Genomic DNA, 23753 nt, shown 5'->3' with positions numbered 1-23753 from the left:
GCTTTTTTTTGGTCCGAACCTAGGGGCTAGGGCGCGGCCTTACTGGATTTTAATCGGGGTGATCAGGATCAATAGGCCAAACTCGGGGTTGTCTAAATAATGGATTTCCTTGCTGCGCATGCGGCGGTTCTCGCTCAGTTGAACATCTCGTACGGAGATGAAAAATTGACCGGACTCATTACCGGCCTGGCCATTGGGCAGTAGGTCCGCACTGACCAGGGGTATTCCGGCCAGGCTATTGATCACTGGTCCGCTGCCGTCGCTGCTTTCGACCAGATTGAACGGATCGGTGCTTTCTATGTAATCGATCAGGTGTAGATCGGTACTCAGGTGCAGGTAGCGCTCAACATAGAGGGTGATATAGCCTTGTAACTCAAATTGACGGCCAAAGCGTTCACCGCCATCAATACGGATCGGAATGACCTGGTCGCGACCGGGTACCGGTTGATTCCAAGCTTGATGAAAGAGAATCTCATAGCGCGAATCGCGCGCAATTTTGTTACGCGCGCCAAGCAATTGCTGTTCGGCCTCCGTCAGGGCCATAAACGAAGCCAAGCGCTCAACCGCAACCGGCTCGTTCAGGTCAATAATCGCGTCGGCGGGGGTGTCCTCGATCAGATCGATCTCGTCGACGCTGTCGGTGGGCACGTCGGACAAGACTTCCAGTTCAATAAAGGCGGATGGCTGCTGAATATCTGCAAAAACGGGCCACAATTCAGGATTGTCGGTATCGATTGGCGGATTCTTGAAGATCAAGACCTCCACTTGAAACCAACGCTCCGGCTCAGCGCTTGCGGTGCTGTCTTCAGCATAACTAAAGGGGAGCGTAAACAGTAAGAACAGGGCAATACTAAGGGGAAGCTTCATCAAACGTCTCGTAACACTCATTGGGTAATTTTAGCCAGAATCTGCTCTATAGTGGCAAATCGCTGATCGGCTGTCTCGGTTTCGATTGTAAATTTCAATTGGGTACCCTTGGCCAGGCCATAACGATGGGGTTCGGCCTGGACCAATTGCACGATCTTAATCGGGTCGACGACGGTTTTGCGACCAAAGTCGATCGTGCCGAAGCGGTTATTCATATCCACCCGATCAATGCCCAAGGTTTCCAATGAAATGCGCAGCACCGTCTGTTGGCAGAGGTTTTTAACTTGGTCGGGCAACAAGCCAAAGCGATCGATCATTTCGACCTGTAGCTCGCGCATGTCGGCGGTGTTTTTAACGCTGGCGATGCGTTTATACATCGACAGTCGAGAATTGATATCGAAGATATAAGCCTCTGGGATGAGTGCCGGGATGCGTAAGTTGACCTCCGGCCCCTGTTTGTCGATGTCGTCCAGAGACAGATGCTCGCCTTTTTTAAGCGCGGTAACCGCCTTGTTGAGCAGCTCCAGATAGAGCGAGAAACCGATGCCCTCGATGTGGCCACTCTGTTCTTCGCCGAGCAATTCCCCGGCGCCGCGGATTTCCAGATCGTGGGTGGCGAGCGTAAAGCCAGCACCGAGATGTTGCGATTCAGCAATCGCTTCGAGCCGTTTTTGGGCGTCGCGCTTTAGGGCTTTCCAAGGTGGCGTTAGCAAATAAGCATAGGCCTGATGATGCGACCGGCCGACCCGGCCGCGCAACTGATGCAGTTGGGCCAAGCCAAACTTGTCGGCGCGTTCGATGATGATGGTATTGGCACTGGGTACGTCGATGCCCGTTTCGATAATAGTCGTGCAGAGCAGGACATTGAACCGTTTATGATAGAAGTCGCTCATGATGCGTTCCAGCTGCCGTTCCGGCATCTGGCCGTGTGCGGCCACGATGCGCGCCTCGGGCACCAGTTCTTGTAGGTACTGCGCCATCTTATTGATGGTGCTGACCTCATTGTGCAGCATATAGACTTGCCCGCCGCGCAAGATCTCGCGCAAAATTGCTTCTTTAACCAGGGCATCGTCCTTTTCGCGCACGAAGGTTTTTACCGACAGCCGGCGCGCCGGTGGCGTGGCGATAATACTCAGATCGCGCACTCCGGACATCGACATATTCATTGACCGCGGTATCGGCGTGGCTGTTAGGGCCAATATATCGACATTTGCACGCAGCGCCTTAATGGTTTCCTTTTGGGTGACTCCGAAGCGATGCTCTTCATCGATAATCAATAGGCCCAGTTGCTTCAGTTTGATCGATTTTTGCAGCAGCTTGTGAGTGCCGATGACGATATCGACCTTACCGTCGGCCAGGCCGTCGATAACCAATTTGGTTTGCTTAGCGCTGTTGAATCGGCTTAGAACCTCTATGCGGAAAGGCCAGTCGGCAAAGCGATCCTGGAAACTTTCAAAATGCTGTTGCGCCAGTAGGGTGGTCGGTACCAGGATGGCGACCTGTTTACCATTGTTGGCGGCGACAAAGGCCGCGCGCATGGCTACTTCGGTTTTACCGAAGCCGACATCGCCACACACCAACCGGTCCATGGGTCGAGCCTGTTTCATATCTTGCAGGACCATTTCGATGACCGAGGCCTGATCGTCGGTTTCTTCAAAGCCAAAACCGGCGGAAAACTGTTGATACTCGATATCATCGAGAGTGAAGCCAAAACCGCTTTGGGCCGCCCGGCGGGCGTATATTTCGAGCAGCTCAACGGCGGTGTCACGGATCTTCTCGGCCGCCTTGCGCTTTGTCTTGACCCAATGGTCATTACCGAGCCGGTGCAGCGGTGCAAAATCGGCATCGGCACCGGAATAACGGCTGATCAGATGCAAGCTGGCGACTGGCACATAGAGCTTGGCGGCTTGGGCATATTCCAGGGTCAGGAACTCCTGAACTTGGCCGTCCATTTCCAGCGTTTCAAGTCCTCGATAGCGGCCGATACCGTGATCCAAATGCACCACTGGGGTACCCGGATGTAGCTCGGTTAGGCTCTTGATGATCTGTTCATTGTTATCTGTTAGCGTCTTCTTGCGTCGCCGCCGCTGCGAGACATACTCGCCAAACAGCTGTGCTTCGCTGATCAGGGTGATCTTGGGGTCAATCAGAGTCAGGCCACTGGATATCGGCGCAATGCTAACACCGATTTGGATGGCGCTATCGCCGAGAAAGGCACTAATGGAATCGCAATCGGTAGGTCGCACCCGAATGCGGCCGAGCAACTCGCGCAAGGCCTCGCGCCGGCCGGCCGATTCGGCACAAAACAGCACACGATGTTCGGTTTCTTGCAAGAAACACTCGAGTTTACTCAGGGGCTCTTGCGCGCGATGGTCGATCGGATAGTTTTCCGGTGCCAAAATGGCTTGATTGTAGCGGCCTTGCTGGTCTGCTGAGGCATGGCGAGCCAAGATTAGGCGTGGAAAGTGCCCCAGATGGGCAAACAACTGTTCTTTCGGTAAAAACAGTTCGTTTGGTGTCAGGATGGGGTTGCGAACATCGTGCCGACGGTTTTCATAGCGGCTTTCGATGTCGAGCCAATACCGTTCAAAGGTCGCGGTCAGGGTTGCGGAGCTGGCGATCAGCGTGCCCTCGGGCAGGTAATCGAACAGGGTTGAGGTTTCTTCGTAAAATAATGGCAGGTAATATTCGATGCCGGGACTTGGGATGCCATTGCTGACATCTCGGTAGATGGCATTCTTGCTGAAGTCGGTATCGAATCGGGCGCGAAAATTCTGCCGAAACATATTGATCCCGGCCTCGCTCATCGGCACCTCACGGCCCGGCAATAACTGGATCTCATCGACCTTTTCGGCGCTGCGCTGGGTGTCTGGGTCAAACCAGCGAATCGACTCTATTTCATCATCAAACAATTCGATTCGGACCGGCAATTTGGAACCCATCGGGAAAACGTCCAGCAAGGAGCCCCGCACAGTGAACTCGCCGTGCTCAAAAACGGTATCAGAGGCACGATACCCGGACTTTTCGAGCTGACGACGCTGTTGGTCCAAATTGAGCGACTGGCCGACACGCCAAGCAAAACTGCCGCCTTGAATCGCCGAGTAGGGCGCCAGGCGGTGCACGGTATTAGCTGCGGTCGACAAAACGATAGCTTTGGGTCGACTGGCCAGTAGGTTTAAGACCCGCAAGCGCTCCGAGATAATGTCTTCATGGGGCGAGAAGTTGTCAAAGGGCAGGGTTTCCCAGTCGGGAAAGGTCAAGATGTCCCAGTCGCGCTCCTGATGATAGGCCTCCAGATCCGTAATCAGGGCCTCGAGCTCGGATGGGGAGTCGACAATACACAACAGCGTCTGTTGGTGTTGTTCCATGATCTCCCCGAGTGCGAAAGCAATGGCGCTGCCACTGAGATTAGCAATTTCGCGAATATCGCCAGTTTTGGTCGGTAACTGAAATGTTAAGTAAGTCATTTTAGGAGGCTTTTAGGGTCATCAGAACGAATCGAAGGCGAATCCTAGCCAAATTCTTCCTGAGGTGCGAGTTTTCTACTGAATTTGCCCACATTCTTGAAGGCATCGCACTGATAAACGATCAAAATAAGAGTAACTGTGCCATAAATGACGAGTATCTAGGCATTTCACCTGTAGCCTTCTAAAGGCTGGATCACTATACTAGTCGTCGAATTTTGGGGGGCTGTGCTGCGCTTTGCAACGATGCAAGAGCAGATCGCCTGAAACAAATTTGACAGCAACAGTTCCCGAGCAGGGCTACATAGCACTGTTTATGGGTGATCTGAGCAAGTCAGCGGATAAAATAATATGATAACCATCAAAAAAGGACTCAACCTACCGATCTCCGGCGCACCGCGCCAGGAAATCTCGGAAGGTCGTTCAGTGCGTTCCGTGGCCCTAGTCGGCTATGACTATCATGGCATGAAGCCAACGATGTTGGTCCGTGAAGGCGATTCGGTTAAGAAAGGCCAAGCCGTTTTTTCTGATAAGAAAAATCCCGGGGTGCTTTTTACCGCACCCGCTTCGGGCGTCGTTGCGAAAATAAACCGGGGTGCCCGTCGGGTGTTCCAGTCAATCGTGATCGATGTTCAGGGTGACGAGCAGGTTAGCTTCAAACAATACAGCGCTGCTGAGCTGGTGGCTTTGCCGGTCGCTGATCTGGTGGGTCAATTGGTTGAATCCGGTCTGTGGACCGCCTTTCGTACCCGTCCTTATTCCAAGGCCCCGGCAATAGACGCGCAACCGTCGGCGATCTTTGTGCAGGCGATGGATACCAATCCCTTAGCCGTTGATCCGGTCGTGGTCATCGCGGAGCAGAGCGAAGCGTTCGCGCTTGGTTTGACGCTGCTGACGAAGCTAACAGCGGGCAAGGTTTGGCTCTGTAAGGCCGCCGGTGCCAAGATACCTAGCGCTGAGGGTGTCACCGTTGAAGAGTTTAGCGGCGTTCACCCAGCCGGAAATCCCGGCACTCATATCCATTTTCTGGCACCGGTGTCGGTCAAAAGAACGGTTTGGACCATTGGTTATCAAGATGTGATCGCTATCGCCAAACTGTTCTCAACCGGACAACTCGATACCAGTCGAGTGATTGCCATCGCCGGTCCCCAGGTAAAAGAACCTCGCCTGATTCGGACCCTGCTCGGCGCTTCCCTGGCGGAATTAGCTCAAGACGAACTCAAGCCCGGCGAAAACCGCCTGATTTCCGGTTCTGTCTTCGGCGGTCACGCCGGCTTGTCGGTCACCGAGTTCCTCGGTCGTTACCACACTCAGCTGAGTGTCTTGGAAAATGACTATTCTCGTCCGATGGTCCATTTCTTGCGGCTTGGTACCCATATGTATTCGGTCAAGAATACCTATGTGTCGAGTTTGTTCAAAAACAAACTCTTCGATTTCACCACGTCGACCAACGGTTCCGAGCGCAGTATGTTGCCGATTGGTCAGTATGAGAAAATCATGCCGTTGGACATTTTACCGACTCAATTGTTGCGCGCCTTAGTTTGCGGCGACCTGGAGTCGGCCGAGCAATTGGGCGTTTTAGAATTGGATGAAGACGATCTGGCTCTGTGTACGTATGTATGCGCAGGCAAATACGAATACGGTCCAATCCTTCGGGATACCTTGACTAAAATAGAGCTGGAGGGTTAATCATGGGACTTCGAGCTTATTTAGATAGAATCGAGCCTCAGTTTCACAAGGGCGGCAAATTAGCTCCCCTATATCCATTGTACGAGGCCATCGATACGGCACTGTACAAGGTCAATTCCATGACCAATACCACTTCGCATGTGCGCGATGGCATGGATCTTAAACGAATCATGATCATGGTTTGGTTGTTTGTTTTTCCGGCCATGTTCTGGGGCATGTGGAACCTGGGTTATCAGGCCAATACGGCTCTAGCCAGTGGTGCGGGAGTAATGCCGCAAGACTGGCATCAGGGTTTAATTCTGTTGCTATCGGGCAACGATCCGGCCAGCCTCTGGGATAATTTCTGGTACGGCGCGGTCTACTTCTTACCGATCTACATAACCACCTTTGCTGTGGGTATCTTTTGGGAAATTCTCTTTGCTTCGATCCGTGGCCACGAGGTGAACGAGGGTTTCTTTGTTACCTCGATTCTTTTTGCCCTGATCTGCCCACCGACCATACCCCTTTGGGCCGTTGCGCTGGGTATCAGTTTTGGCATCGTCGTCGGCAAAGAAGTATTTGGCGGCACGGGTAAGAACTTTCTCAACCCAGCTCTGACCGGTCGTGCATTTCTCTACTTTGCCTATCCGGCCTCTATGTCCGGTGACGCAGTCTGGACCGCGGTCGACGGTTTTTCCGGTGCTACCGCACTGAGCATTGCCGCCGCCAATGGCCTGATCGATAACGCGTTAGGCGGTCTCACTTGGATGCAAGCGTTCCTGGGCATTCAACAGGGTTCGGTAGGCGAAGTTTCAACGCTGATGATCTTGCTCGGCGGTACCGTTCTGATGGTTATGGGCATTGTGCAGTGGCGCATCGTGTTTGGCGTTTTGGTCGGCATTATCGGCACCTCCCTGTTCTTTAATCTGATTGGCTCAGACACTAACCCGATGTTTAACTTGCCTTGGTATTGGCATTTTGTAATCGGCGGTGTAGCTTTCGGTACTATCTTTATGGCGACCGATCCGATTTCATCATCGATGACTAACGAAGGCAGAATTTGGTTTGGTGTCTTGGTCGGCCTGATGGCAATTATGATTCGTGTTGTCAATCCTGCCTATCCTGAGGGCATTATGTTGGCTATTTTGTTTGCCAATATTTTTGCGCCAACCATCGATTATTTCGTGACTCAACGAAACGTGAAGCGGAGACTCGCTCGTGGCTAAAAATAAAGACTCCATCCAATATGTATTCACCGTCGCCTTTGCCGTCTGCATGGTGTGTGCGATCGTGGTAGCAACATCAGCGGTGGTCTTGCGGCCGCTGCAAGTTGAGAATAAAGAGCTCGATCTGAAGCGCAACATTCTCGCGGCCGCCGGTCTTATGGAAGACGGCAAGACGGTTAAAGAGCTGTTTGCCTCCATCGAGACCCGTCTGGTGGACATCAGTGAAGGCCAGTTTTCTACTGACTTCGATGTCGACACCTTTGACTCAGTCAAGGCTGTATCCGATCCTGCGTTAACTGACGCGCTGGACAAGGTGACTGATATCGCCGACATCAAGCGGCGTGAAAAGTATGCCGAAGTCTATCTGGTGCGCGGTACAAACGGTGACATTGAAACAGTCGTGCTGCCCATTCGAGGCTACGGCCTGTGGTCTACCCTCTGGGGCTTTATTGCGCTTGAAAGCGACTTTAATACCGTCGCCGGTTTGGGCTTCTACTCCCATGCTGAAACGCCGGGTCTAGGCGGTGAAGTGGATAATCCGAAATGGAAGGCTCAGTGGCCTGGCAAGAAGATCCTCAATGAAACGGGCAATATGGCCATTGAAGTGACCAAGGGCGGGCAAGCGGATGCCGCTAGTCCTTACCAGGTTGACGGCCTATCGGGCGCTACCTTGACGACTCGTGGCGTCGACAACCTAGTGCAGTTCTGGCTCGGTGATAATGGCTTTAAACCATTCCTTGATCAGCTCAAAACAGGAGGGGCGTAAGATGTCCGATACTCGTAAGGTCCTGTTGTCCCCTATATTCGACAACAATCCAATTGCCCTGCAAATTTTAGGCATCTGTTCTGCACTTGCGGTGACCACTAGTTTGAAAGTAACCCTGGTGATGTGTATTGCACTAACTTTGGTTACGGCATTTTCAAACTTCTTTATCGCCTCGATTCGAAACTACATCCCGAGCAGCATTCGAATCATCGTTCAGATGACCATTATTGCGTCGCTGGTGATCGTGGTGGATCAGGTATTGAAAGCCTACGCCTATGATATTTCCAAGCAGCTATCGGTGTTTGTCGGTCTGATTATCACCAACTGCATCGTGATGGGGCGTGCTGAAGCCTTCGCGATGGCCAACCCACCGATTCCCAGCTTTTTAGACGGTATCGGCAATGGACTGGGCTACAGTGTGGTGCTGATATTTTTAGCCGCTATTCGTGAGTTGTTCGGCGCGGGTAAATTGTTGGGTTACAACATTCTGCCGCTGGTCAAAGACGACGGCTGGTATATTCCCAACGGACTGTTGTTACTGCCGCCCAGCGCGTTCTTCCTGATTGGTGGTTTTATCTGGCTCATCCGTACTCAACGCAAAGATCAGGTTGAAGCGGTGGATTATCGCTTAGCCAAGCAGAGCCATAAGGAGGCCGTGTAAATGGAAGGCTTAATCAGTTTATTTATCCGCGCGGTCTTTGTTGAAAACATGGCCCTCGCTTTTTTCCTAGGCATGTGTACCTTCTTGGCTCTGTCGAAAAAAATGTCTGCGGCCATTGGTCTGGGCATTGCCGTAATCGTGGTGCAAACCATCACGGTACCGGTCAACAATCTTCTGTTTACCTATGTGCTGCGTGAAGGTGCTTTAGCTTGGGCCGGCTTTCCTGAAGCCAACCTAAGTTTCTTGGGCTATCTGAGCTATATCGGCGTGATCGCTGCGATAGTCCAGATTTTGGAGATGGTGTTAGATCGATTTTTTCCAGCCCTTTACAACGCTCTAGGCGTCTTCCTGCCGTTGATTACCGTTAACTGTGCCATCATGGGCGGGTCCCTGTTTATGGTCGAACGCGGTTACAACTTCAGTGAAAGCGTCGTCTACGGTATAGGCTCGGGTGCTGGTTGGGCATTGGCGATCATTGCATTGGCCGGTATTCGTGAAAAATTAAAGTACAGTGACGTTCCTGATGGACTGCGCGGACTGGGCATTACCTTTGTTACCGTCGGCTTAATGTCTTTAGGCTTTATGTCTTTTTCTGGTGTATCACTGTAAAAGCTGAGGGGAAGTAAGAGATGACTACAGAAATACTATTAGGCGTCGTTCTATTCACCGCGATTGTTTTTTTGTTGGTGGCCGTTATTTTAGCGGCACGTGCCAAACTTGTTAACAGTGGCGATGTGACCATCGATATCAACGATGCGGCGGATCGGAAATTAACCGTCGCCGCGGGCGGTAAACTGCTGCAGACCCTGTCGGCCAACGGTGTGTTCTTATCGTCGGCCTGTGGCGGTGGCGGAACCTGTGCACAATGTAAATGCATGGTGACCTCCGGCGGCGGCAGTGCCTTGCCAACGGAAGTCCCGCATTTCACCAAGGGTGAGTTGCGCGAAGGCTGGCGTCTGTCCTGCCAGGTCGCCGTTAAAGAAAACATGACCATTCAGGTCGACCCGGAAGTGTTTGGCGTGAAGAAATGGGAATGTACTGTAATGTCCAACCCGAACGTCGCCACCTTTATCAAGGAATTGACCCTCAAATTACCGGAAGGTGAAAGTGTTGATTTCCGCGCCGGCGGTTATGTTCAGCTCGAATGCCCACCCCATGAAGTATTCTATAAAGACTTTGAAGTCGATGAAGAATACCGCGCGGACTGGGATAAGTTTAACATCTGGCAGAATAGCTCTAAGGTGACTGAACCGGTGATTCGGGCCTATTCGATGGCCAACTATCCCGATGAAGTCGGCATCGTGAAATTTAATATTCGTATTGCGACGCCACCACCGGGCACCAGCCTTCCGGCCGGACAGATGTCTTCCTATACCTTTAGCCTCAAGGCAGGTGACAAGATTGACGTATACGGTCCCTTCGGTGAGTTTTTTGCTAAGGAAAGTGAAGCCGAAATGGTCTTTATCGGCGGCGGAGCTGGTATGGCGCCGATGCGCTCACATATCTTTGACCAACTCAAACGCATTGGCAGTAAGCGGAAGATAAGCTTCTGGTATGGCGCACGCTCAATGCGTGAGGCTTTCTACCAAGATGAATATGACATGCTTGCCGCTGAAAATGAGAATTTTGATTGGCATCTGGCGCTGTCTGATCCGATGCCAGAAGACAATTGGGACGGTTACACCGGTTTTATTCACAACGTTTTGTTTGAAAATTATCTCAAAAATCACGAAGCACCTGAAGATTGTGAATTTTACATGTGTGGCCCTCCAATGATGAATGCGGCGGTGATCAAAATGTTGGAAGATCTGGGTGTTGAGCGTGAAAATATCCTCTTGGATGACTTTGGTGGTTAAACCCTGTTAGCGAGCGTTGGATGTTAAAGCACCTCTTAAAGCCCGTATTGTCTGTCTGCCTAAGTGTATACAGCCTTACGGGCTGTTCTGTTTCTGAGCCCTTAGAAGTCCAAACTCTGTTTGGCTATGCCATGGGGACCAGTTATTCCGTTAAATTAGTGAGTACTCTGTCCGAAGCGCGCGGTTTGCAGCTGGGCGTCGAGGGAGTCCTGGCCGACATCAACAATCGCATGTCGACCTATTTGCCACGATCTGACCTATCAATCTTCGCAGCTGCGCCGGTAAACAGCCCGGTAGCGGTCGACGCAAAAACCATTCATGTGGTTGAGCGAGCATTGCAAATAGCCGAGGCCACCGACGGTTACTTCGATCCAACCGTGGCGCCACTGGTCGATCTGTGGGGTTTTGGGCCCATAGTCGGTCAATCGGATCTGCCCGACCTCGCTGAGCTAGAGCAGCTGCAGACGCAAGTCGGTTACGCACAGTTGGTGGTCAACGAGGAGGCCGAAACCTTGACCAAACTGGCCCCGCGCGCGCTGGATTTGTCAGCCATTGCCAAGGGCTACGCGGTCGATCTGGTGGCCGACTATTTGGGTCAAAAAGGCTTTGCCAATTACCTGGTCGAGGTTGGTGGTGAGATGCGTTTTTCCGGCACCAAACCGGATCGGGTTGCCTGGCGCATTGCGATCGAGAATCCCGATTCAGCGAGTCGTTCGGTGTTTCGAATTCTCGAAATCAGTACTGGGGCGGTGGCAACCAGCGGTGATTATCGTAATTTTTTTGAAGTGAATGGACAGCGTTACAGCCACACCATTGATCCCAAAACGGGTTACCCGGTGGTGCACGATCTAGCGTCAGTGACCGTTGTCACGCCCCTTTGTATCGATGCCGATGCCTATGCCACGGCCTTTATGGCTATGGGTAAGGAGCCGGCGCTGAAACTGGCTGAGGCGAAAAATTTGGCTGTCTTGTTGATCTACAAGGAGGGTTCAACCTTCCGATCCTGGCAGTCGAGTCAATTTACCGCGCAATTTGGTTTGTTAGCAACGAATATTTAGGAGAGTAATATGTTGGATACGATTTTAGTAGTTTTCGCCTTTATGCTCACGGTTGTAGGCCTTATGGCCGTTGGCGTGATCTTTGGCCGTAAGCCTATTGCCGGTTCCTGCGGCGGTATGGCAGCCATCGGCATGCTATCGGAATGTGATGTCTGTGGTGGCGATGAAAGCATATGTGATGAAGAGAACAAGGTGACCGGTAAGAAATCTTCCACACCCTTATCTTATGACGCGAGCAAATAACGTTACCTGGAGTTTTAATGTCGGAACATAAGTATGATCTAGTGGTAATAGGCAGCGGGCCCTCGGGTGAAAGTGCGGCCATGAACGGCAGTAAGGCTGGGTTGAAGGTAGCTGTTATCGATGCGCGCAGCGAGGTGGGCGGTAACTGCACCCACAAGGGCACCATCCCATCCAAGGCGTTGCGCCACGCTGTTCATCAGATTATGCAATACAACCGCAATCCCATGTTCCGCAACATGTCTGAACAAAAATGGTTATCTTTCGCACAGATCCGTTTGACGGCGCAAAAGGTGACCGAGAAGCAAACTGCCATGCGCGCCCGGTTTTACGCCCGTAATAAGGTGGACTTGTTCTTTGGCCAGGCCAATTTCCAAGACAACCAAACTATTTTAATTGAGCTGGAGAACAATAAGGTCGAGACGCTCAAGGCGACCAATATTGTGATTGCCACCGGTTCTCGGCCCTATCGTCCGCCCGAAGTCGACTTTACGCATCCATTGATTTTCGATAGTGACACCATCCTTGACTTGGCTACGACCCCACGCAACATCGTGATATATGGCGCCGGAGTCATTGGCTGTGAATATGCTTCGATCTTCAACGGGCTAGGGGCAAAGGTGGATCTAATCAATCCCGCAGACCGCCTACTAGCCTTTATGGACGATGAAATCTCGGATGGTCTGGGTTATCACTTACGCGGCCATGGGGTGTTGATTCGCCACAACGAAACCTTTAAATCGGTCGAAGGGTTCGACAATCATGTCATCTTGACGCTCAATTCGGGCAAGAAAATAAAGTGTGATGCCTTCATGTGGGCCAATGGCCGTACCGGCAATACCGACCAGTTAAATTTATCGGCTATCGATTTGCCTGCCAATCAGCGCGGCCAACTTGATGTTGACGATAAATATCAGACCACCATAGAGCATGTCTTCGCCGTAGGCGACGTGATTGGTTGGCCCAGCCTCGCCAGCGCCGCTTATGATCAAGGACGTTCGGTATCGGGGGTGATTTCAAATAACGGCACCTATCGTAAGATCAATAGCGTGCCGACTGGTATCTACACCATCCCAGAAATCTCCACCATCGGTCAGACGGAACGGGAACTGACCGCAGCCAAAATCCCCTACGAAGTGGGCAAAGCCTACTTCAAAGATACCGCCCGAGCCCAAATTACCGGCGAGGAGACCGGGGTATTAAAATTGCTCTTTCACCGTGAGACCACCGAGTTGCTGGGTATCCACTGTTTCGGCGATCAGGCTGCGGAAATCATCCACATTGGCCAAGCCATCATGGCGCAGAAGGGTGGCGGCAACTCGATTCGTTACTTTCTCGAGCACACCTTTAATTATCCGACCATGGCCGAGGCCTACCGGGTTGCCGCCCTGAATGGCTTGAATCGACTGTTTTAATGCAGCTCATTTAATAGAAGGCGCGCTTGACTGCGCTAGCATAGCGATGTACCCGTATCGATGGCAAAAAAGCATCATCATCGATTCGATTGTCGCTGCGCACAAGCCGAGTCCGTTGGGGTGGTGGTTCGATCGGGGGTACATTGAACTCCGGCAATTCGCCCTTACCTTCGTGCGGGAAGAGCAGTGGCAAGGAGACATTAAGAGAGCGTCGTTTTTTGTCGGCAAAGATTAGATTAGCACGCAGTATCGGTGCCTGTTTTTGCACTCGCGCTAGGGGCTCATCGTCGCTCAGGCTAGCCAGTCGTTCGAGCTGAATGCGGATATGGCTGGAGTCGGTATTGAGCTTACAAAGCAACTCATAGGCCTGTTGTTTGCTAGTTTTCTTGATTGAACGGCCGCTGGTATACCAACTAAAACCTACCTTTTCGGGCCGACTGACGACCAGTGGCAAATGCCGAAACACCTGTTTTAAATGCAATCGATTTAAGCCCTCGCGCGACATCTGGTCATTCAGAGCCTGGTAACGGCGGGCTAATCGACCCTGAATCTCTCGCCAATTGGCCTTATCGAGCTCTTTAATCTGCGCAATGGTGCTACGAAAGGTGTCCTTGGCGATATTGATTTCATTGGCATAGGTGAATTGTTGCCGCGTCAGGCCGATGAGTCCAGGATAGACGCGCGTTTCCCGCCCATCTTGGTCCTCGTGATACCAGAGATCAAACAGGATATCTTCTATGGTTGCCGACTGGCCCAGCCCATGCCAGGGAGCTAGCCATTGAACCTTGGCCTGGTCATTCAATTCCCGGGCAAAAATCAACATAGTCGATCTTAGGTGTTCAAACTGTTTAAAGATGGAGTGTTCCATTTTATACCGTTATCTATAATGGGTTAAATTATAATAATCGGCATGGCGCCACGTTTCAAGCGTTAGTCAACACCTTAGCGATGGCCGTCTTCCTTACTCGCTATATTCTTGGAGCCCGCGGAAACCAATCGGTTTGATAAAGGCCAGGGCTGTTTCGAAGATATCCGGCGGAGCCTCAATTGGATGCATGGTTTCACTCAGATGACGACGAAACTTTCTTGACCCGGCTTGTCCGCTGTATAGACCCAACATATGACGCGCCAAGTACTTTAGCGGTGTGCCCGAGGCCACCTTGAGTCGAATCCAGTCGATTAAAACCTCATTGAGCGCCTCTGGCGTGTCATAGGGGTCGGCCGACTGGTAGAAAAGCTTGTCAACCTCAAGCAGAAGAAGGGGGTTTTGATAAGCTTCCCGGCCTACCATGACGCCGTCCACGCCTTGATCCAGTAGATCCTGAGCCAGACCATGGTCCTTAATGCCGCCATTGATCACAATATGCAATTCTGGGAAATCCCTTTTTAACTGAATAACGCGTTGATAGTCGAGGGGCGGGACGTCACGGTTTTGTTTCGGACTCAGGCCTTTCAAGATGGCCTTCCGGGCATGCACAATAAAGGTTGTGCAACCGGACTGTGCGACGGTACCAACGAAGTCGCGTAAAAAGGCATAGCTATCAAAATCATCAATGCCGATTCGATGCTTTATGGTTATGGGTAGGTCAACCCGATCTGACATGGCCTTGAGCGCATCGCTGACCAGTTGCGCATGGGCCATTAGGATGGCACCAATCATACCGTTTTGAACCCGATCACTGGGACAACCCGCATTGAGATTGACCTCATCATAGCCATAATCCTGAGCAAGCTGTGCACAATGCGCCAGATCATGCGCATCATGTCCGCCCAACTGCAGCGCGACCGGGTGCTCTTGCGCAGCCGAAAAGCGTAAAAACCGTTCGGTGTTGCCGTGAATTAGAGCCCCTGTTGTGACCATTTCGGTATAGAGCAGAGCCTTTTTGGTCAGTAACCTGTGAAACTGACGACATTCACTGGTGGTCCAATCCATCATCGGTGCAACGGAATACTTGTGCGGGTACTGAGCATGGGGTTTTGTAGACTGCGTTGTTAAAGGCTGGGACGCTAAAGACATAGGATAGACGAAATGCTTGATGAAAAAGGCAGTATACGGTCTTTCGTCAGCACAGAAAATACTATTATTAAATGCTCTAGAGCGTGATGTCGGACACATCTTTACCCTATAGATGTCGCGTTTCCCGGCTGTTCATAGACTCTTGGACGCAATGTCAGTATTTTTAGCAGGGACGAATTTGCCGATTAGCGCATGTTAATGCAGGGGACGCAAAGAGTGATGGCCGATCACGAAGGGGTAAATTGACCTACTCGTGGTGAATAACAAGCTAACATTACACAGAGACGATGAAAAAGTTCGGAGTTGGGTGACCAGATGAGTGCAATTTTTTCAGCAGAGGCGATCAAGGGCGAACTTGGCACAACGATTCAACAAGCCCAATCCGCTTTGCAAGACTTTAGCGAGAACAGCAGCGAATTGGCGTCCCTTGAAGAAGTTCAGGACTGCGTTCGGCAATTGCGGGGCATCTTTCAGGTTTTGGAGGAGAGCGGCGCCATCTCCGTGTGTGATGAAATAAATACGGCTTTAAACGCGCTGCCCGATGGCCTTGAGATAACCGAGCAAGGTGTTAAGTCGATATTAGAAGCTGTTAGTCAAACCCTGGTAATATTGACCCGTTATTTGGAATTGCTGAGTCTGCAACAAAAGGCGGTGCCTGCTGTCTTGCTGCCCGCTATCAACACCTTGCGTTTAGCCCGCAAAGCCCCGGTCCTAGGGGAAGGCTATTTTTTCCAGTTTAGCTTTAAACCCAGTAAGGTACCGTCCAAGGTGCCGGTACGAATAACCCGAGACACGCTGGTTAAATTACGTAAGTTTCGACAGATGTACCAGGCCGGTCTGTTGCATGTAATTCGCGGGGATCGAGCCAAAGGCGCTCTGCGTTATATGGCCTTGGCCATTGGCCGAATCGATCAGCTGTTAGGCAATGCACCCTGTGCCCCGCTCTGGTGGGTTGCCTCAGGTGCATTGGACGCCATGGTGGTTAACGAGGCGAGCATGACGCCGACTCGAAAGCGTTTGTTTTCCTTACTGGAGCGGGAGCTGAGAAGCCTAATCCTAAAAGCGCCGGAGTCGCTTAGACAACAGAACAACATAGCCCTGATCAAGGAATTTTTGTTTTTACTGGCATTGAACCAATGCGATAGCCCAAAGGCCCTTCAGGTCGCCAATTTCTATCAGCTGCCGCGCCTACCCTATAGCGAAGCAATGCTCGAAGAGCAGCGCCAAGTGCTCTTTAGTCCCGGTCGAGGTGTCCTGGCCAGTGTGGCGGAGGCCTTAAAGGAGGATATTACCGCGATTAAGGATTCGGTCGATCAGGTCGCCCGAGGTGGGCCTTTTTCGGCCAAAGAATTGCACAATCGTCTGAAAAAAGTTGCCGATATCTATGTCATGGTGGGCTTAACCAGCCCCGCTAACGTGTTAAAAGGGCAGGCCGATATAGTCGGCAGTTGGGCCGACAGTGCCGCGCCTAGCCATGATGAGCTGCTAGCCATCGCCGATGTCGTACTCTATGCTGAAAGCGCACTGGCTAGGTTACTCCAAGGTTTTTCGCAGAAAGACTTGGAGGGTGAAAATAAGGCATTTCAGGTGCAATTGCATGAGGCCCGCGTGATTTTAATCGATGAATCGGAGGGCGGTTTGGCCCTAGCCAAACGCGCCATTTCAGCCTATATGGACTCTGAAGGGGATCGGCTGCACCTATCTAATGTCGTCGCAACGCTGGCCGGAGTGCGCGGTGCGCTGATATTTTTAAACAGCGACCAGGCCGCGACTATTGTGTCTCGGATCATCGTGTTTATTCAGCGCGAGCTGCTTGAAAAGGGCACACTGATCGATCCCGACCAACTGGAGTTGTTTGCCGATGCGCTGTCGAGCTTGGAGTTCTATTTGGAGGGATTGCTGAGTTCCAGCGAAAATCTGGATATCTTGAAATTAGCCGTGCATTCGCTCAATTCCCTCAAGGTTTAGCGACTTGGCCAAGCTACCGTCCTAAGCCGGTAGCGGTAAGCAGGACGCAGGGTTAGAGGGAAAATAGGGCGGCTAATCGAGTCGCTAACATCATATCGCCTTCGGTGCGCAGTCGGCCGGCCATAAAGGCTTGCATGCCGTTCAATTCACCGCTCACGACCTCTTCAAAGGTGGCCCTATTCATAATCAGGGTGACCGTCGGATCCTCGTGCTCGCCGACCGTTAAGGTACAGTTTTCGTCCTTGACGACGAGGTGGTAAGCGTCATCATCAATGGTAAATTGAAACACAACATCAAGACCGGCCGCGGCGGTTGCATTAAAACGGGACTCTATCTGGTTAAAAGCGTCTACTAGGCTGCTCATCCGGTTTGCTCCTCTTGCAAAGTTTGAGTGTTGACACCAACTAGTGCCTGTATACATTGTAGGTGTAGCGAAGTTTAAAAATCAAACATATGTTTGAAACAGTCGTTCAAATATTAGGAGTGTACTATTTTGTGGTCTGATTATGTCCTGTTCTTACTTAAAACCCTGACGTTTCTCGTTGCCGCTGTGGTGTTACTGGGCGTGCTCGTCCGGGCATCCAAACTGGGCGGTGAGGGACCCAATCAAGGCAAACTCGTTATTCAGCATCTTAATCGAGTGTTCGATGATATTGGTTTGCGTATGCGCCACCAAATGCTCAGCAAGAAAGCCCTAAAAAAGGTCCTTAAAGCGCGCAAGGTGGCCGATAAAAGTGCTGAAAAGTCCGAGGATACAGCTAAAAACGCCTATTACCTCAAGTTTAAAGGCGATATTCATGCCTCTCAATTAGCCAATTTACGCCAAGAAGTGACCGCCATACTGAGCATTGCCCAGCCCGGAGAGGAGGTCATAATTGCCATCGAAAGCCCAGGTGGTTCGGTAACCGGGTACGGCTTGGCCGCGTCCCAATTGGTGCGCTTAACCGATGCCGGGTTAACCTTGACGGCCTGTGTCGATCAGGTCGCCGCAAGCGGCGGGTATATGATGGCCTGTGTTGCCGATCGCATCTTAGCCGCGCCATTCGCCATTGTAGGGTCCATTGGCGTCGTGTCACAAATACCCAACGTCCATCGCTTGCTGAAACGCTTGGATGTCGATGTGGATGTGTTAACCGCAGGTAAACATAAGGCACCCTTAACCCTCTTGGGGGAAAATACCGATGAGGGTCGGGAAAAGCATTTATTGGATCTGGGCGCCATTCACGGTCATTTTAAAGCACTGGTCAAACGTCACCGCAGTGAACTCGATATCGACCAGGTGTCTGAAGGGGATTTCTGGCTGGCCGAAGACGCGCTCACGTTAAAACTGGTCGACGAAATATCGACCAGTGATGCATATTTGCAACAGGTTTGCGCACAGTCACAGGTGTACAAGGTGCAATGGGTCCCGCACAAGAGCCTCGAGCAGCGCATCAAGGGCGCAAGCGCGGCCTTATTTGGCGCATTTGAGGGTCAGTTGCGCAAACGTTGGTTACCCTAGTAGCGGGGCAGGCCCTGTGAGCCCGATCGACCGCGGCCTGGGGCCGTACCACAACGGCATTAATTGGTGATTGTGATACCGTGGGGCCATGCCTAGGTTGTGCTAAAGCTCGCGGTCAATATCATGGTTGGCATCAGGGATATCGGAAAGGGCAGGGAGCCGGACATGCAACGTCGCTGTAACACAGTGAAACCTAGCAACCCAAATTTGCGTCAATGGCGCGGTCACCTTGCGGCCGCGGGTCTGTATATTTTGAAACTGACCTGGCGAATTCGCTTCGTCGATCGCCGCTTCTATGATGACCCCTACAACAGCCATAAACCAACCTTTCTGTACTTTTGGCACGGTAAATATGTGCCCATATTGCCCCTATTACAAGGCTATCAAGGCTGTGTTATCAGCAGTGAGTCGGATCGCGGTGACGCCATCGCGACGATCTCTCGACGCTTTGGTTTTAGCAGTCTATTGATTCCAAACCGGGCTACTCGTCAGTCGATGCGCAGCCTGCTCGCCAGAGTGCGCCAGGAGCATAATAGCGTCGGTACCGCGGCAGACGGTCCCTTGGGCCCTAAACACCAGGTTAAGAGCGGTATCGTCTGGATTGCCTCGAAGATGAATGCGACGATTATTCCCATATCGGTCGCCAGTAAGCATAAGTTCGTCCTTTCGAAACGTTGGGATGGCTTGGAAATTCCGCTGCCCTTTAGCCAGGTTACGCTAATGTTTGGCGCACCCGTGACCGTTCCCGATACTTTGAATAGCGACCAGCTGGAACAGTGGCGACAACAGCTCGAGCGTAATATTTTGGCTGTCGATCAACGGGTCGAGCGATTCGTCAATTTTAACGGACGGCGCCCGTGAGTTCGCGCTGTAACGGGCCATACAGGCCGCCTCATGGCATGCTGTAAACGTCTATAGCGCGTTTTTATGGGTCTGGTTTTGGTCGATAGAGCCTGCTTCTAGCGCACAGGGAACGCGCCCATGACTAAGAAAAACAATTTGAACCTGGCCTTGGCGCTCTTGTTGCTGTTAGCTCTGATGCTCATCTGTTTTCGAGCCTATACCTACCTAGCCTACATCGACTACAAGGCGATCAATGCGCAACAGGTTGATACCATTGAGGCGGCGCTGCGCGACAAAACGGACTTTAATTTCGCCGTGGTTGGCTCGATGAATAATTCACTGCAGATTTTTGACAAATGGGTGGTTCCTGAGCTGCTCAGCCATCAGGTCGATTTTATTATTTCGGCCGGTAATGCGGTCTATGACGGTGCCGAGTCAAAGTACCAGCTGTTATATAAGGGGATGACCCGCGCCAATATTCCGTTCCTGTTGTCGGTAGGGGAAAACGAGGTCGAAGGTTTCGGGGCGCAAAACTACTATCGTTATTTTGGGCCTTTTTTGTATTCGTTTCATCTAGCTGACAGCTATTTCATCATGCTCGATGGCACCGGCCATACCCCCTTGGCTTGGCAACAACGTTGGTTGAGCGAGGAGTTGGCGCTGGCCCAGCGGTTTCGGCAGCGCTTCGTGTTTATGAATTATTCCCCGTTGCCTGATCTCGCAGCCGATGAGTCAAGCGGGCAGCCAAGCGACCCGCTATTAGCACAATTTGCTGCGGCGCGAGTCACGGCTGTTTTTTCGCTTGGCCAGGGCGGCTATTCTCAGCAGCTTCAGCATCGGGTCAACTATGTTAGCGTCGGACAAATCGGTGGCCTGCTATTGGAAAAACAAGATAAGTATCAATTTACCCTGGTAAGGGTGCAGGGTGAAAGGACGGATTTTTTGCCCGTTGTGGTTGAAAAAAGCCTCGGGAATATGCGCTACAAGTTTGAAACAATCAAACTGTTCTTATTTTCATTTTTCTATATGAGTCTGTTTAACTTGCTGGTGACCATAACCTTGCTCGGATTAGTGTGCGTGCGGGTCTATGCTAAGATCATCAAACAGGATCGTTATTATCAAGATTTCAGCCAGGCAGATGACCAAACCAACGCCGAGCCATTAACCATCGCAATGTTCACCAACACCTATTTGCCCTTTGTCGGTGGGGTGCCCATTTCGATTGACCGGCTGCGCCGCGGCCTAATCGAACGTCAGCACCAGGTCAGGGTCTTCGCCCCGACCTACAGTCTGCCGTTGATGACTGAACCGGACTCCCAGGTTATCCGGATACCGTCTGTCGGTTTTAGCCAAAAAATGAATTTCCCCTTGGCCAGTCTTTGGTCGCCTATCACACGCCAGCAGTTCTCGGCCCAGAACATCGATGTGGTTCATGTGCACCATCCTTATTGGCTCGGCACCAAGGGCATGAGGTTGGCCCGGCGGCGCAAGATCCCCGTCGTCTTTACCTACCACACCCGAATGGAGCGCTATGTCCATTATCTGCCCGTGCCGGGCGAGCAGTTGAAGGCCCTGCTGGTACACTTCCTGATTCGCCGATTCGCCAATCGCTGCCAAGCGGTCATTACCCCCACGACATCCACGGAAGAGTATTTGCGCCATTTGGGGGTGAGTGCGCTTATCGAAACCATTCCCACAGGCATAAATTTGACCGCCTATGATGGCCACAACGCTGATGATATAGCAGCCGTGCGGGCAAACTACGCCAGCCCCGGTGAACGGCTGTTGATTAGTGTGTCGCGGCTGGCGAAAGAGAAAAACCTGGATTTTCTGCTTGAGGGCATTCAAATGGTAAAGCAGGGTACTCAGGTGCCCTTTCGCTTGCTGTTGGTGGGCGATGGACCCGAACGGCGTCACTTGCAACGTTGCCTCAATGCGACCGGCTTGGCACAACAGGTGGTCTTAGCCGGCAGCATGGCGCCAGCCGCGCTCGTGCGGGCCTATCTCGCGGCCGATATCTTTGTCTTCGCGTCAACCTCTGAGACCCAAGGTATGGTGTTGCTCGAAGCCATGGCGGGAGGGTGCCCAGTTGTCGCCGTTCGGGCCAGCGGTGTGCATGATGTGATTGAACAAGGCTATAACGGCATGAAGGTACCAGAAAGCACCGCCAGTTGGGCCGCCGCCGTTATATCATTGCTTGAAAATGAGGATTTGCGAGCGTCGATGGCGGGTAACAGTCGTACTTTTGCGCAGAAATATTCAGTAGCCAATATGGCTATGTCTATCGAGCGCCTCTATCGGCGTGTCATAGCCCGAAATCAAGCTACTCCTGACCGCTGACGTCGAGGCGGTTGCAACGCGCCCAATATGATCGAGTCGAGGGCGTTGAGTACGGGTACATTTAGTTGATGTTGGTGACATCCACGTAAAGTGTCAAGCGATCACCCGGTTGCAGGTACTTCGAGACAACGTTCCATTTTTGAATGTCACTGATTCGCACATTGAACTTGTCGGCAATTCGGTACAGAGAATCTCCGTTTCGGACCACATAACCGACCTTTCGAACGATCTTTCGCTGGTCTGCACTGGCACTGGCACTGGCACTGGTCACCCTATTAGGCTTCACCCAAACCACAAGCAATTGGCCGGGCATAAGCAGATCCCGCGGGGCCATATTGTTCCATTTAGCCAGGCTCTTCACACTGACATTATATTTCATCGAAAGATCCCAGAAGGTGTCTCCGTAAGTGATTCGATGGTCAATACGAGTCAGGTCCGAGCTACCCAAGGCATCCTGTTTTACCTTTAAGCGACTATCCGCCGAAAGGGCGTAAAAGTTGTCGTTTTCGCTGGCGACCGGAATCATTAATTTATCCCCGGCTCGAATTAGGTTGCCTTTGAGGCCATTAACATCCTTGATGACGCTCACCGTCACATTAAACTTTCGAGCAATTGTTATCAGGGAGTCGCCGTTGACAATGCTATAACGATCCCATGTTAATCGTTGATTGCTAGGCAGCTGGGCAATATTATCGTTAAAGATCTGCTCTCGATCGGTAAAGACCAGCAATTGGTGGGGCCCATCAGGATCTGTCGCCCAGCGGTTATAACCGGGATTAAGCATATATAGGTCGCTCAGTTCCATCTTGGCCAGCGCAGCAGCCTGAGCTAGGTCAATCTGCCCACCGGTCTGAACAATCTTGAAAAAGGGCTCAGTAGATACCTCAGGGAGCACCACGCCATAGGCCTCGGGATTCTTAAACAATGTGGCCAAGGCAATCATCTTAGGGACATAGGCTTCGGTTTCGCGCGGTAAGTCAAGGTGCCAAAAATCCGTAGCCTTGCCCGCTCGGCGGTTCTTTCGTTGTGCTTTCCTGACCGTGCCCGGGCCTGAATTGTAAGACGCCAAGGCTAATAACCAATCACCATCGAACATCTTATTTAAATGGGTCAGATAGTCGAGCGCGGCGCGGGTCGACTCCACCACATCGCGGCGCCCGTCATACCACCAGTCCTGTTTGAGACCGAACATAAGCCCGGTTGACGGTATGAATTGCCACATACCGGACGCCCGCCCATGGGAATAGGCAAAGGGATCGAAGGCGCTCTCAACAATGGGCAGTAACGCCAGATCCATCGGCATATCACGCGCTTGCAGTTCGGCAACGATATGGAACATATAGCGCGAAGCGCGTTCACTGACTCGATTAAGGTAATTCTGGTGGGAGGCATACCATTTTAATTGGCTGGCAACCCGCTTATCATCTATTTCTAGATTGAAATGAAGGTTGCGTCTGATGACCTGGTAAAGATCGTCCGGATATTGGGCATAAGGGTCTGGGCGGGTCAAATCTAAGGGCAGATGCCAAAAAGGCTCGCTTTGTGTGATATTGGCCAGCAATATTGTGCTCTGTATTCGCCGAAGCGTCTGAGCGAGTGCTTCTTGGCTGGGGTCGCTGGTGACATTGGCCTGGATCGGGGATGTCTGCTCAGCAGGCTCAATGGTTTGAGTCGTCTGTATGGCCGGGGCGGTTACAATCGCTGGCGTGTTTATTGAAGCCGTAATGGGGGCGATTTGCGCTTCTTGACTGACCCGTTCGACGGGTATCAGGTTACAGGCAGTCAATAACAGACTGGCACCGAGGGTGGTAATTTTTTTAATTAATATCATTGAGTCGCAGCAGTTTATTGAGACGAATGGAT

19 protein-coding genes are annotated in these 23753 nt (G+C 51.7%); 13 read left to right on the top strand and 6 right to left on the bottom strand.

The genetic code is table 11. The features are described from left to right. Positions 1 to 39: 39 nt before the first annotated feature. Both REIFOR_RS08655 and mfd read right to left on the bottom strand, forming a co-directional pair. The gene (locus REIFOR_RS08655) at positions 40 to 867 is read right to left on the bottom strand and encodes a CsiV family protein (protein ID WP_158524336.1); all 828 of its coding nucleotides are present in this window, start codon (positions 865 to 867) and stop codon (positions 40 to 42) included. Positions 868 to 884: 17 nt separating this feature from the next. After that, the gene (mfd, locus tag REIFOR_RS08650) at positions 885 to 4334 is read right to left on the bottom strand and encodes a transcription-repair coupling factor (protein ID WP_100257177.1); all 3450 of its coding nucleotides are present in this window, start codon (positions 4332 to 4334) and stop codon (positions 885 to 887) included. A gap of 348 nt (positions 4335 to 4682) precedes the next feature. Between mfd and REIFOR_RS08645 the strand changes: the two genes are divergently transcribed. Genes REIFOR_RS08645 through sthA form a run of 9 tightly spaced genes read left to right on the top strand, consistent with a single transcriptional unit; the run spans position 4683 to position 13221 of the window. After that, the gene (locus REIFOR_RS08645) at positions 4683 to 6020 is read left to right on the top strand and encodes a Na(+)-translocating NADH-quinone reductase subunit A (RefSeq protein ID WP_100257176.1); all 1338 of its coding nucleotides are present in this window, start codon (positions 4683 to 4685) and stop codon (positions 6018 to 6020) included. Positions 6021 to 6022: 2 nt separating this feature from the next. Continuing rightward, positions 6023 to 7225, top strand: a complete 1203-nt coding sequence (locus REIFOR_RS08640; protein WP_100257175.1) for an NADH:ubiquinone reductase (Na(+)-transporting) subunit B — start codon at positions 6023 to 6025, stop codon at positions 7223 to 7225. Further along, positions 7218 to 7991, top strand: coding sequence for a Na(+)-translocating NADH-quinone reductase subunit C (locus tag REIFOR_RS08635; protein WP_100257174.1), 774 nt, complete (start codon positions 7218 to 7220; stop codon positions 7989 to 7991). The genes REIFOR_RS08640 and REIFOR_RS08635 overlap by 8 nt, the downstream gene beginning before the upstream one ends. Position 7992: 1 nt before the next feature. After that, on the top strand, positions 7993 to 8652 hold the full coding sequence (locus REIFOR_RS08630; RefSeq protein WP_100257173.1) for an NADH:ubiquinone reductase (Na(+)-transporting) subunit D: 660 nt from the start codon (positions 7993 to 7995) through the stop codon (positions 8650 to 8652). Then, complete coding sequence (gene nqrE / locus REIFOR_RS08625; protein WP_100257172.1) at positions 8653 to 9261, top strand: NADH:ubiquinone reductase (Na(+)-transporting) subunit E; 609 nt, start codon at positions 8653 to 8655, stop codon at positions 9259 to 9261. It begins immediately after the preceding gene. A gap of 20 nt (positions 9262 to 9281) precedes the next feature. After that, positions 9282 to 10508 (top strand): NADH:ubiquinone reductase (Na(+)-transporting) subunit F, encoded by a 1227-nt coding sequence (gene nqrF, locus REIFOR_RS08620; RefSeq protein WP_100257171.1) that lies wholly within the window; start codon positions 9282 to 9284, stop codon positions 10506 to 10508. A 20-nt stretch (positions 10509 to 10528) separates the two neighbouring features. Further along, complete coding sequence (locus tag REIFOR_RS08615) at positions 10529 to 11566, top strand: FAD:protein FMN transferase (protein WP_100257170.1); 1038 nt, start codon at positions 10529 to 10531, stop codon at positions 11564 to 11566. Between the two features lie 12 nt (positions 11567 to 11578). Continuing rightward, entirely contained in the window at positions 11579 to 11809 is a 231-nt protein-coding gene (nqrM, locus tag REIFOR_RS08610; RefSeq protein WP_100258734.1) for a (Na+)-NQR maturation NqrM, read from the top strand. Between the two features lie 17 nt (positions 11810 to 11826). Further along, on the top strand, positions 11827 to 13221 hold the full coding sequence (sthA, locus tag REIFOR_RS08605; RefSeq protein ID WP_100257169.1) for a Si-specific NAD(P)(+) transhydrogenase: 1395 nt from the start codon (positions 11827 to 11829) through the stop codon (positions 13219 to 13221). A 10-nt stretch (positions 13222 to 13231) separates the two neighbouring features. Here the strand turns inward: sthA and REIFOR_RS08600 are convergent, their stop codons facing one another. Together REIFOR_RS08600 and dusA are read right to left on the bottom strand one after the other, a co-directional pair. Further along, entirely contained in the window at positions 13232 to 14044 is an 813-nt protein-coding gene (locus tag REIFOR_RS08600) for a DNA replication terminus site-binding protein (protein ID WP_100257168.1), read from the bottom strand. 138 nt (positions 14045 to 14182) lie between these two features. Beyond that, positions 14183 to 15238 (bottom strand): tRNA dihydrouridine(20/20a) synthase DusA, encoded by a 1056-nt coding sequence (gene dusA, locus REIFOR_RS08595; RefSeq protein WP_100257167.1) that lies wholly within the window; start codon positions 15236 to 15238, stop codon positions 14183 to 14185. Positions 15239 to 15553: 315 nt separating this feature from the next. Here dusA and REIFOR_RS08590 point away from each other — a divergent pair, with 315 nt between their 5' ends. Continuing rightward, on the top strand, positions 15554 to 17206 hold the full coding sequence (locus REIFOR_RS08590; protein ID WP_100257166.1) for a FimL-related protein: 1653 nt from the start codon (positions 15554 to 15556) through the stop codon (positions 17204 to 17206). Between the two features lie 52 nt (positions 17207 to 17258). Here the strand turns inward: REIFOR_RS08590 and REIFOR_RS08585 are convergent, their stop codons facing one another. Continuing rightward, positions 17259 to 17570 (bottom strand): SCP2 sterol-binding domain-containing protein, encoded by a 312-nt coding sequence (locus REIFOR_RS08585; RefSeq protein ID WP_100257165.1) that lies wholly within the window; start codon positions 17568 to 17570, stop codon positions 17259 to 17261. A gap of 129 nt (positions 17571 to 17699) precedes the next feature. On the opposite strand from REIFOR_RS08585, the gene sohB reads away from it, so the two are divergent. From sohB to REIFOR_RS08570, 3 genes are all read left to right on the top strand, one after another. After that, positions 17700 to 18707: a protease SohB gene (sohB, locus tag REIFOR_RS08580; protein ID WP_100257164.1), complete on the top strand. Its 1008-nt coding sequence runs from the start codon at positions 17700 to 17702 to the stop codon at positions 18705 to 18707. 165 nt (positions 18708 to 18872) lie between these two features. Further along, on the top strand, positions 18873 to 19568 hold the full coding sequence (locus REIFOR_RS08575; RefSeq protein WP_145980267.1) for a lysophospholipid acyltransferase family protein: 696 nt from the start codon (positions 18873 to 18875) through the stop codon (positions 19566 to 19568). 120 nt (positions 19569 to 19688) lie between these two features. After that, complete coding sequence (locus tag REIFOR_RS08570) at positions 19689 to 21890, top strand: glycosyltransferase (protein WP_100257162.1); 2202 nt, start codon at positions 19689 to 19691, stop codon at positions 21888 to 21890. A 61-nt stretch (positions 21891 to 21951) separates the two neighbouring features. On the opposite strand, the gene REIFOR_RS08565 is transcribed toward REIFOR_RS08570, so the two are convergent. After that, complete coding sequence (locus REIFOR_RS08565; RefSeq protein ID WP_100257161.1) at positions 21952 to 23721, bottom strand: lytic transglycosylase; 1770 nt, start codon at positions 23719 to 23721, stop codon at positions 21952 to 21954. Positions 23722 to 23753: the final 32 nt, after the last annotated feature.

The sequence above is a fragment of the Reinekea forsetii genome (assembly GCF_002795845.1).
GTDB lineage: Bacteria > Pseudomonadota > Gammaproteobacteria > Pseudomonadales > Natronospirillaceae > Reinekea > Reinekea forsetii.
The sequence above is the reverse complement of the archived record's forward strand: the minus strand, read 5'-3'. Positions and strand labels throughout refer to the sequence as shown.

Coding starts and splice junctions, on each gene's coding strand:
- REIFOR_RS08655 (WP_158524336.1), bottom strand. CDS start 867: ATGAAGCTTCCCCTTAGTATTGCCCTGTTCTTACTGTTTACGCTCCCC.
- mfd (WP_100257177.1), bottom strand. CDS start 4,334: ATGACTTACTTAACATTTCAGTTACCGACCAAAACTGGCGATATTCGC.
- REIFOR_RS08645 (WP_100257176.1), top strand. CDS start 4,683: ATGATAACCATCAAAAAAGGACTCAACCTACCGATCTCCGGCGCACCG.
- REIFOR_RS08640 (WP_100257175.1), top strand. CDS start 6,023: ATGGGACTTCGAGCTTATTTAGATAGAATCGAGCCTCAGTTTCACAAG.
- REIFOR_RS08630 (WP_100257173.1), top strand. CDS start 7,993: ATGTCCGATACTCGTAAGGTCCTGTTGTCCCCTATATTCGACAACAAT.
- nqrE (WP_100257172.1), top strand. CDS start 8,653: ATGGAAGGCTTAATCAGTTTATTTATCCGCGCGGTCTTTGTTGAAAAC.
- nqrF (WP_100257171.1), top strand. CDS start 9,282: ATGACTACAGAAATACTATTAGGCGTCGTTCTATTCACCGCGATTGTT.
- REIFOR_RS08615 (WP_100257170.1), top strand. CDS start 10,529: ATGTTAAAGCACCTCTTAAAGCCCGTATTGTCTGTCTGCCTAAGTGTA.
- sthA (WP_100257169.1), top strand. CDS start 11,827: ATGTCGGAACATAAGTATGATCTAGTGGTAATAGGCAGCGGGCCCTCG.
- REIFOR_RS08600 (WP_100257168.1), bottom strand. CDS start 14,044: ATGTTGATTTTTGCCCGGGAATTGAATGACCAGGCCAAGGTTCAATGG.
- dusA (WP_100257167.1), bottom strand. CDS start 15,238: ATGTCTTTAGCGTCCCAGCCTTTAACAACGCAGTCTACAAAACCCCAT.
- REIFOR_RS08590 (WP_100257166.1), top strand. CDS start 15,554: ATGAGTGCAATTTTTTCAGCAGAGGCGATCAAGGGCGAACTTGGCACA.
- REIFOR_RS08585 (WP_100257165.1), bottom strand. CDS start 17,570: ATGAGCAGCCTAGTAGACGCTTTTAACCAGATAGAGTCCCGTTTTAAT.
- REIFOR_RS08575 (WP_145980267.1), top strand. CDS start 18,873: ATGCAACGTCGCTGTAACACAGTGAAACCTAGCAACCCAAATTTGCGT.
- REIFOR_RS08570 (WP_100257162.1), top strand. CDS start 19,689: ATGACTAAGAAAAACAATTTGAACCTGGCCTTGGCGCTCTTGTTGCTG.
- REIFOR_RS08565 (WP_100257161.1), bottom strand. CDS start 23,721: ATGATATTAATTAAAAAAATTACCACCCTCGGTGCCAGTCTGTTATTG.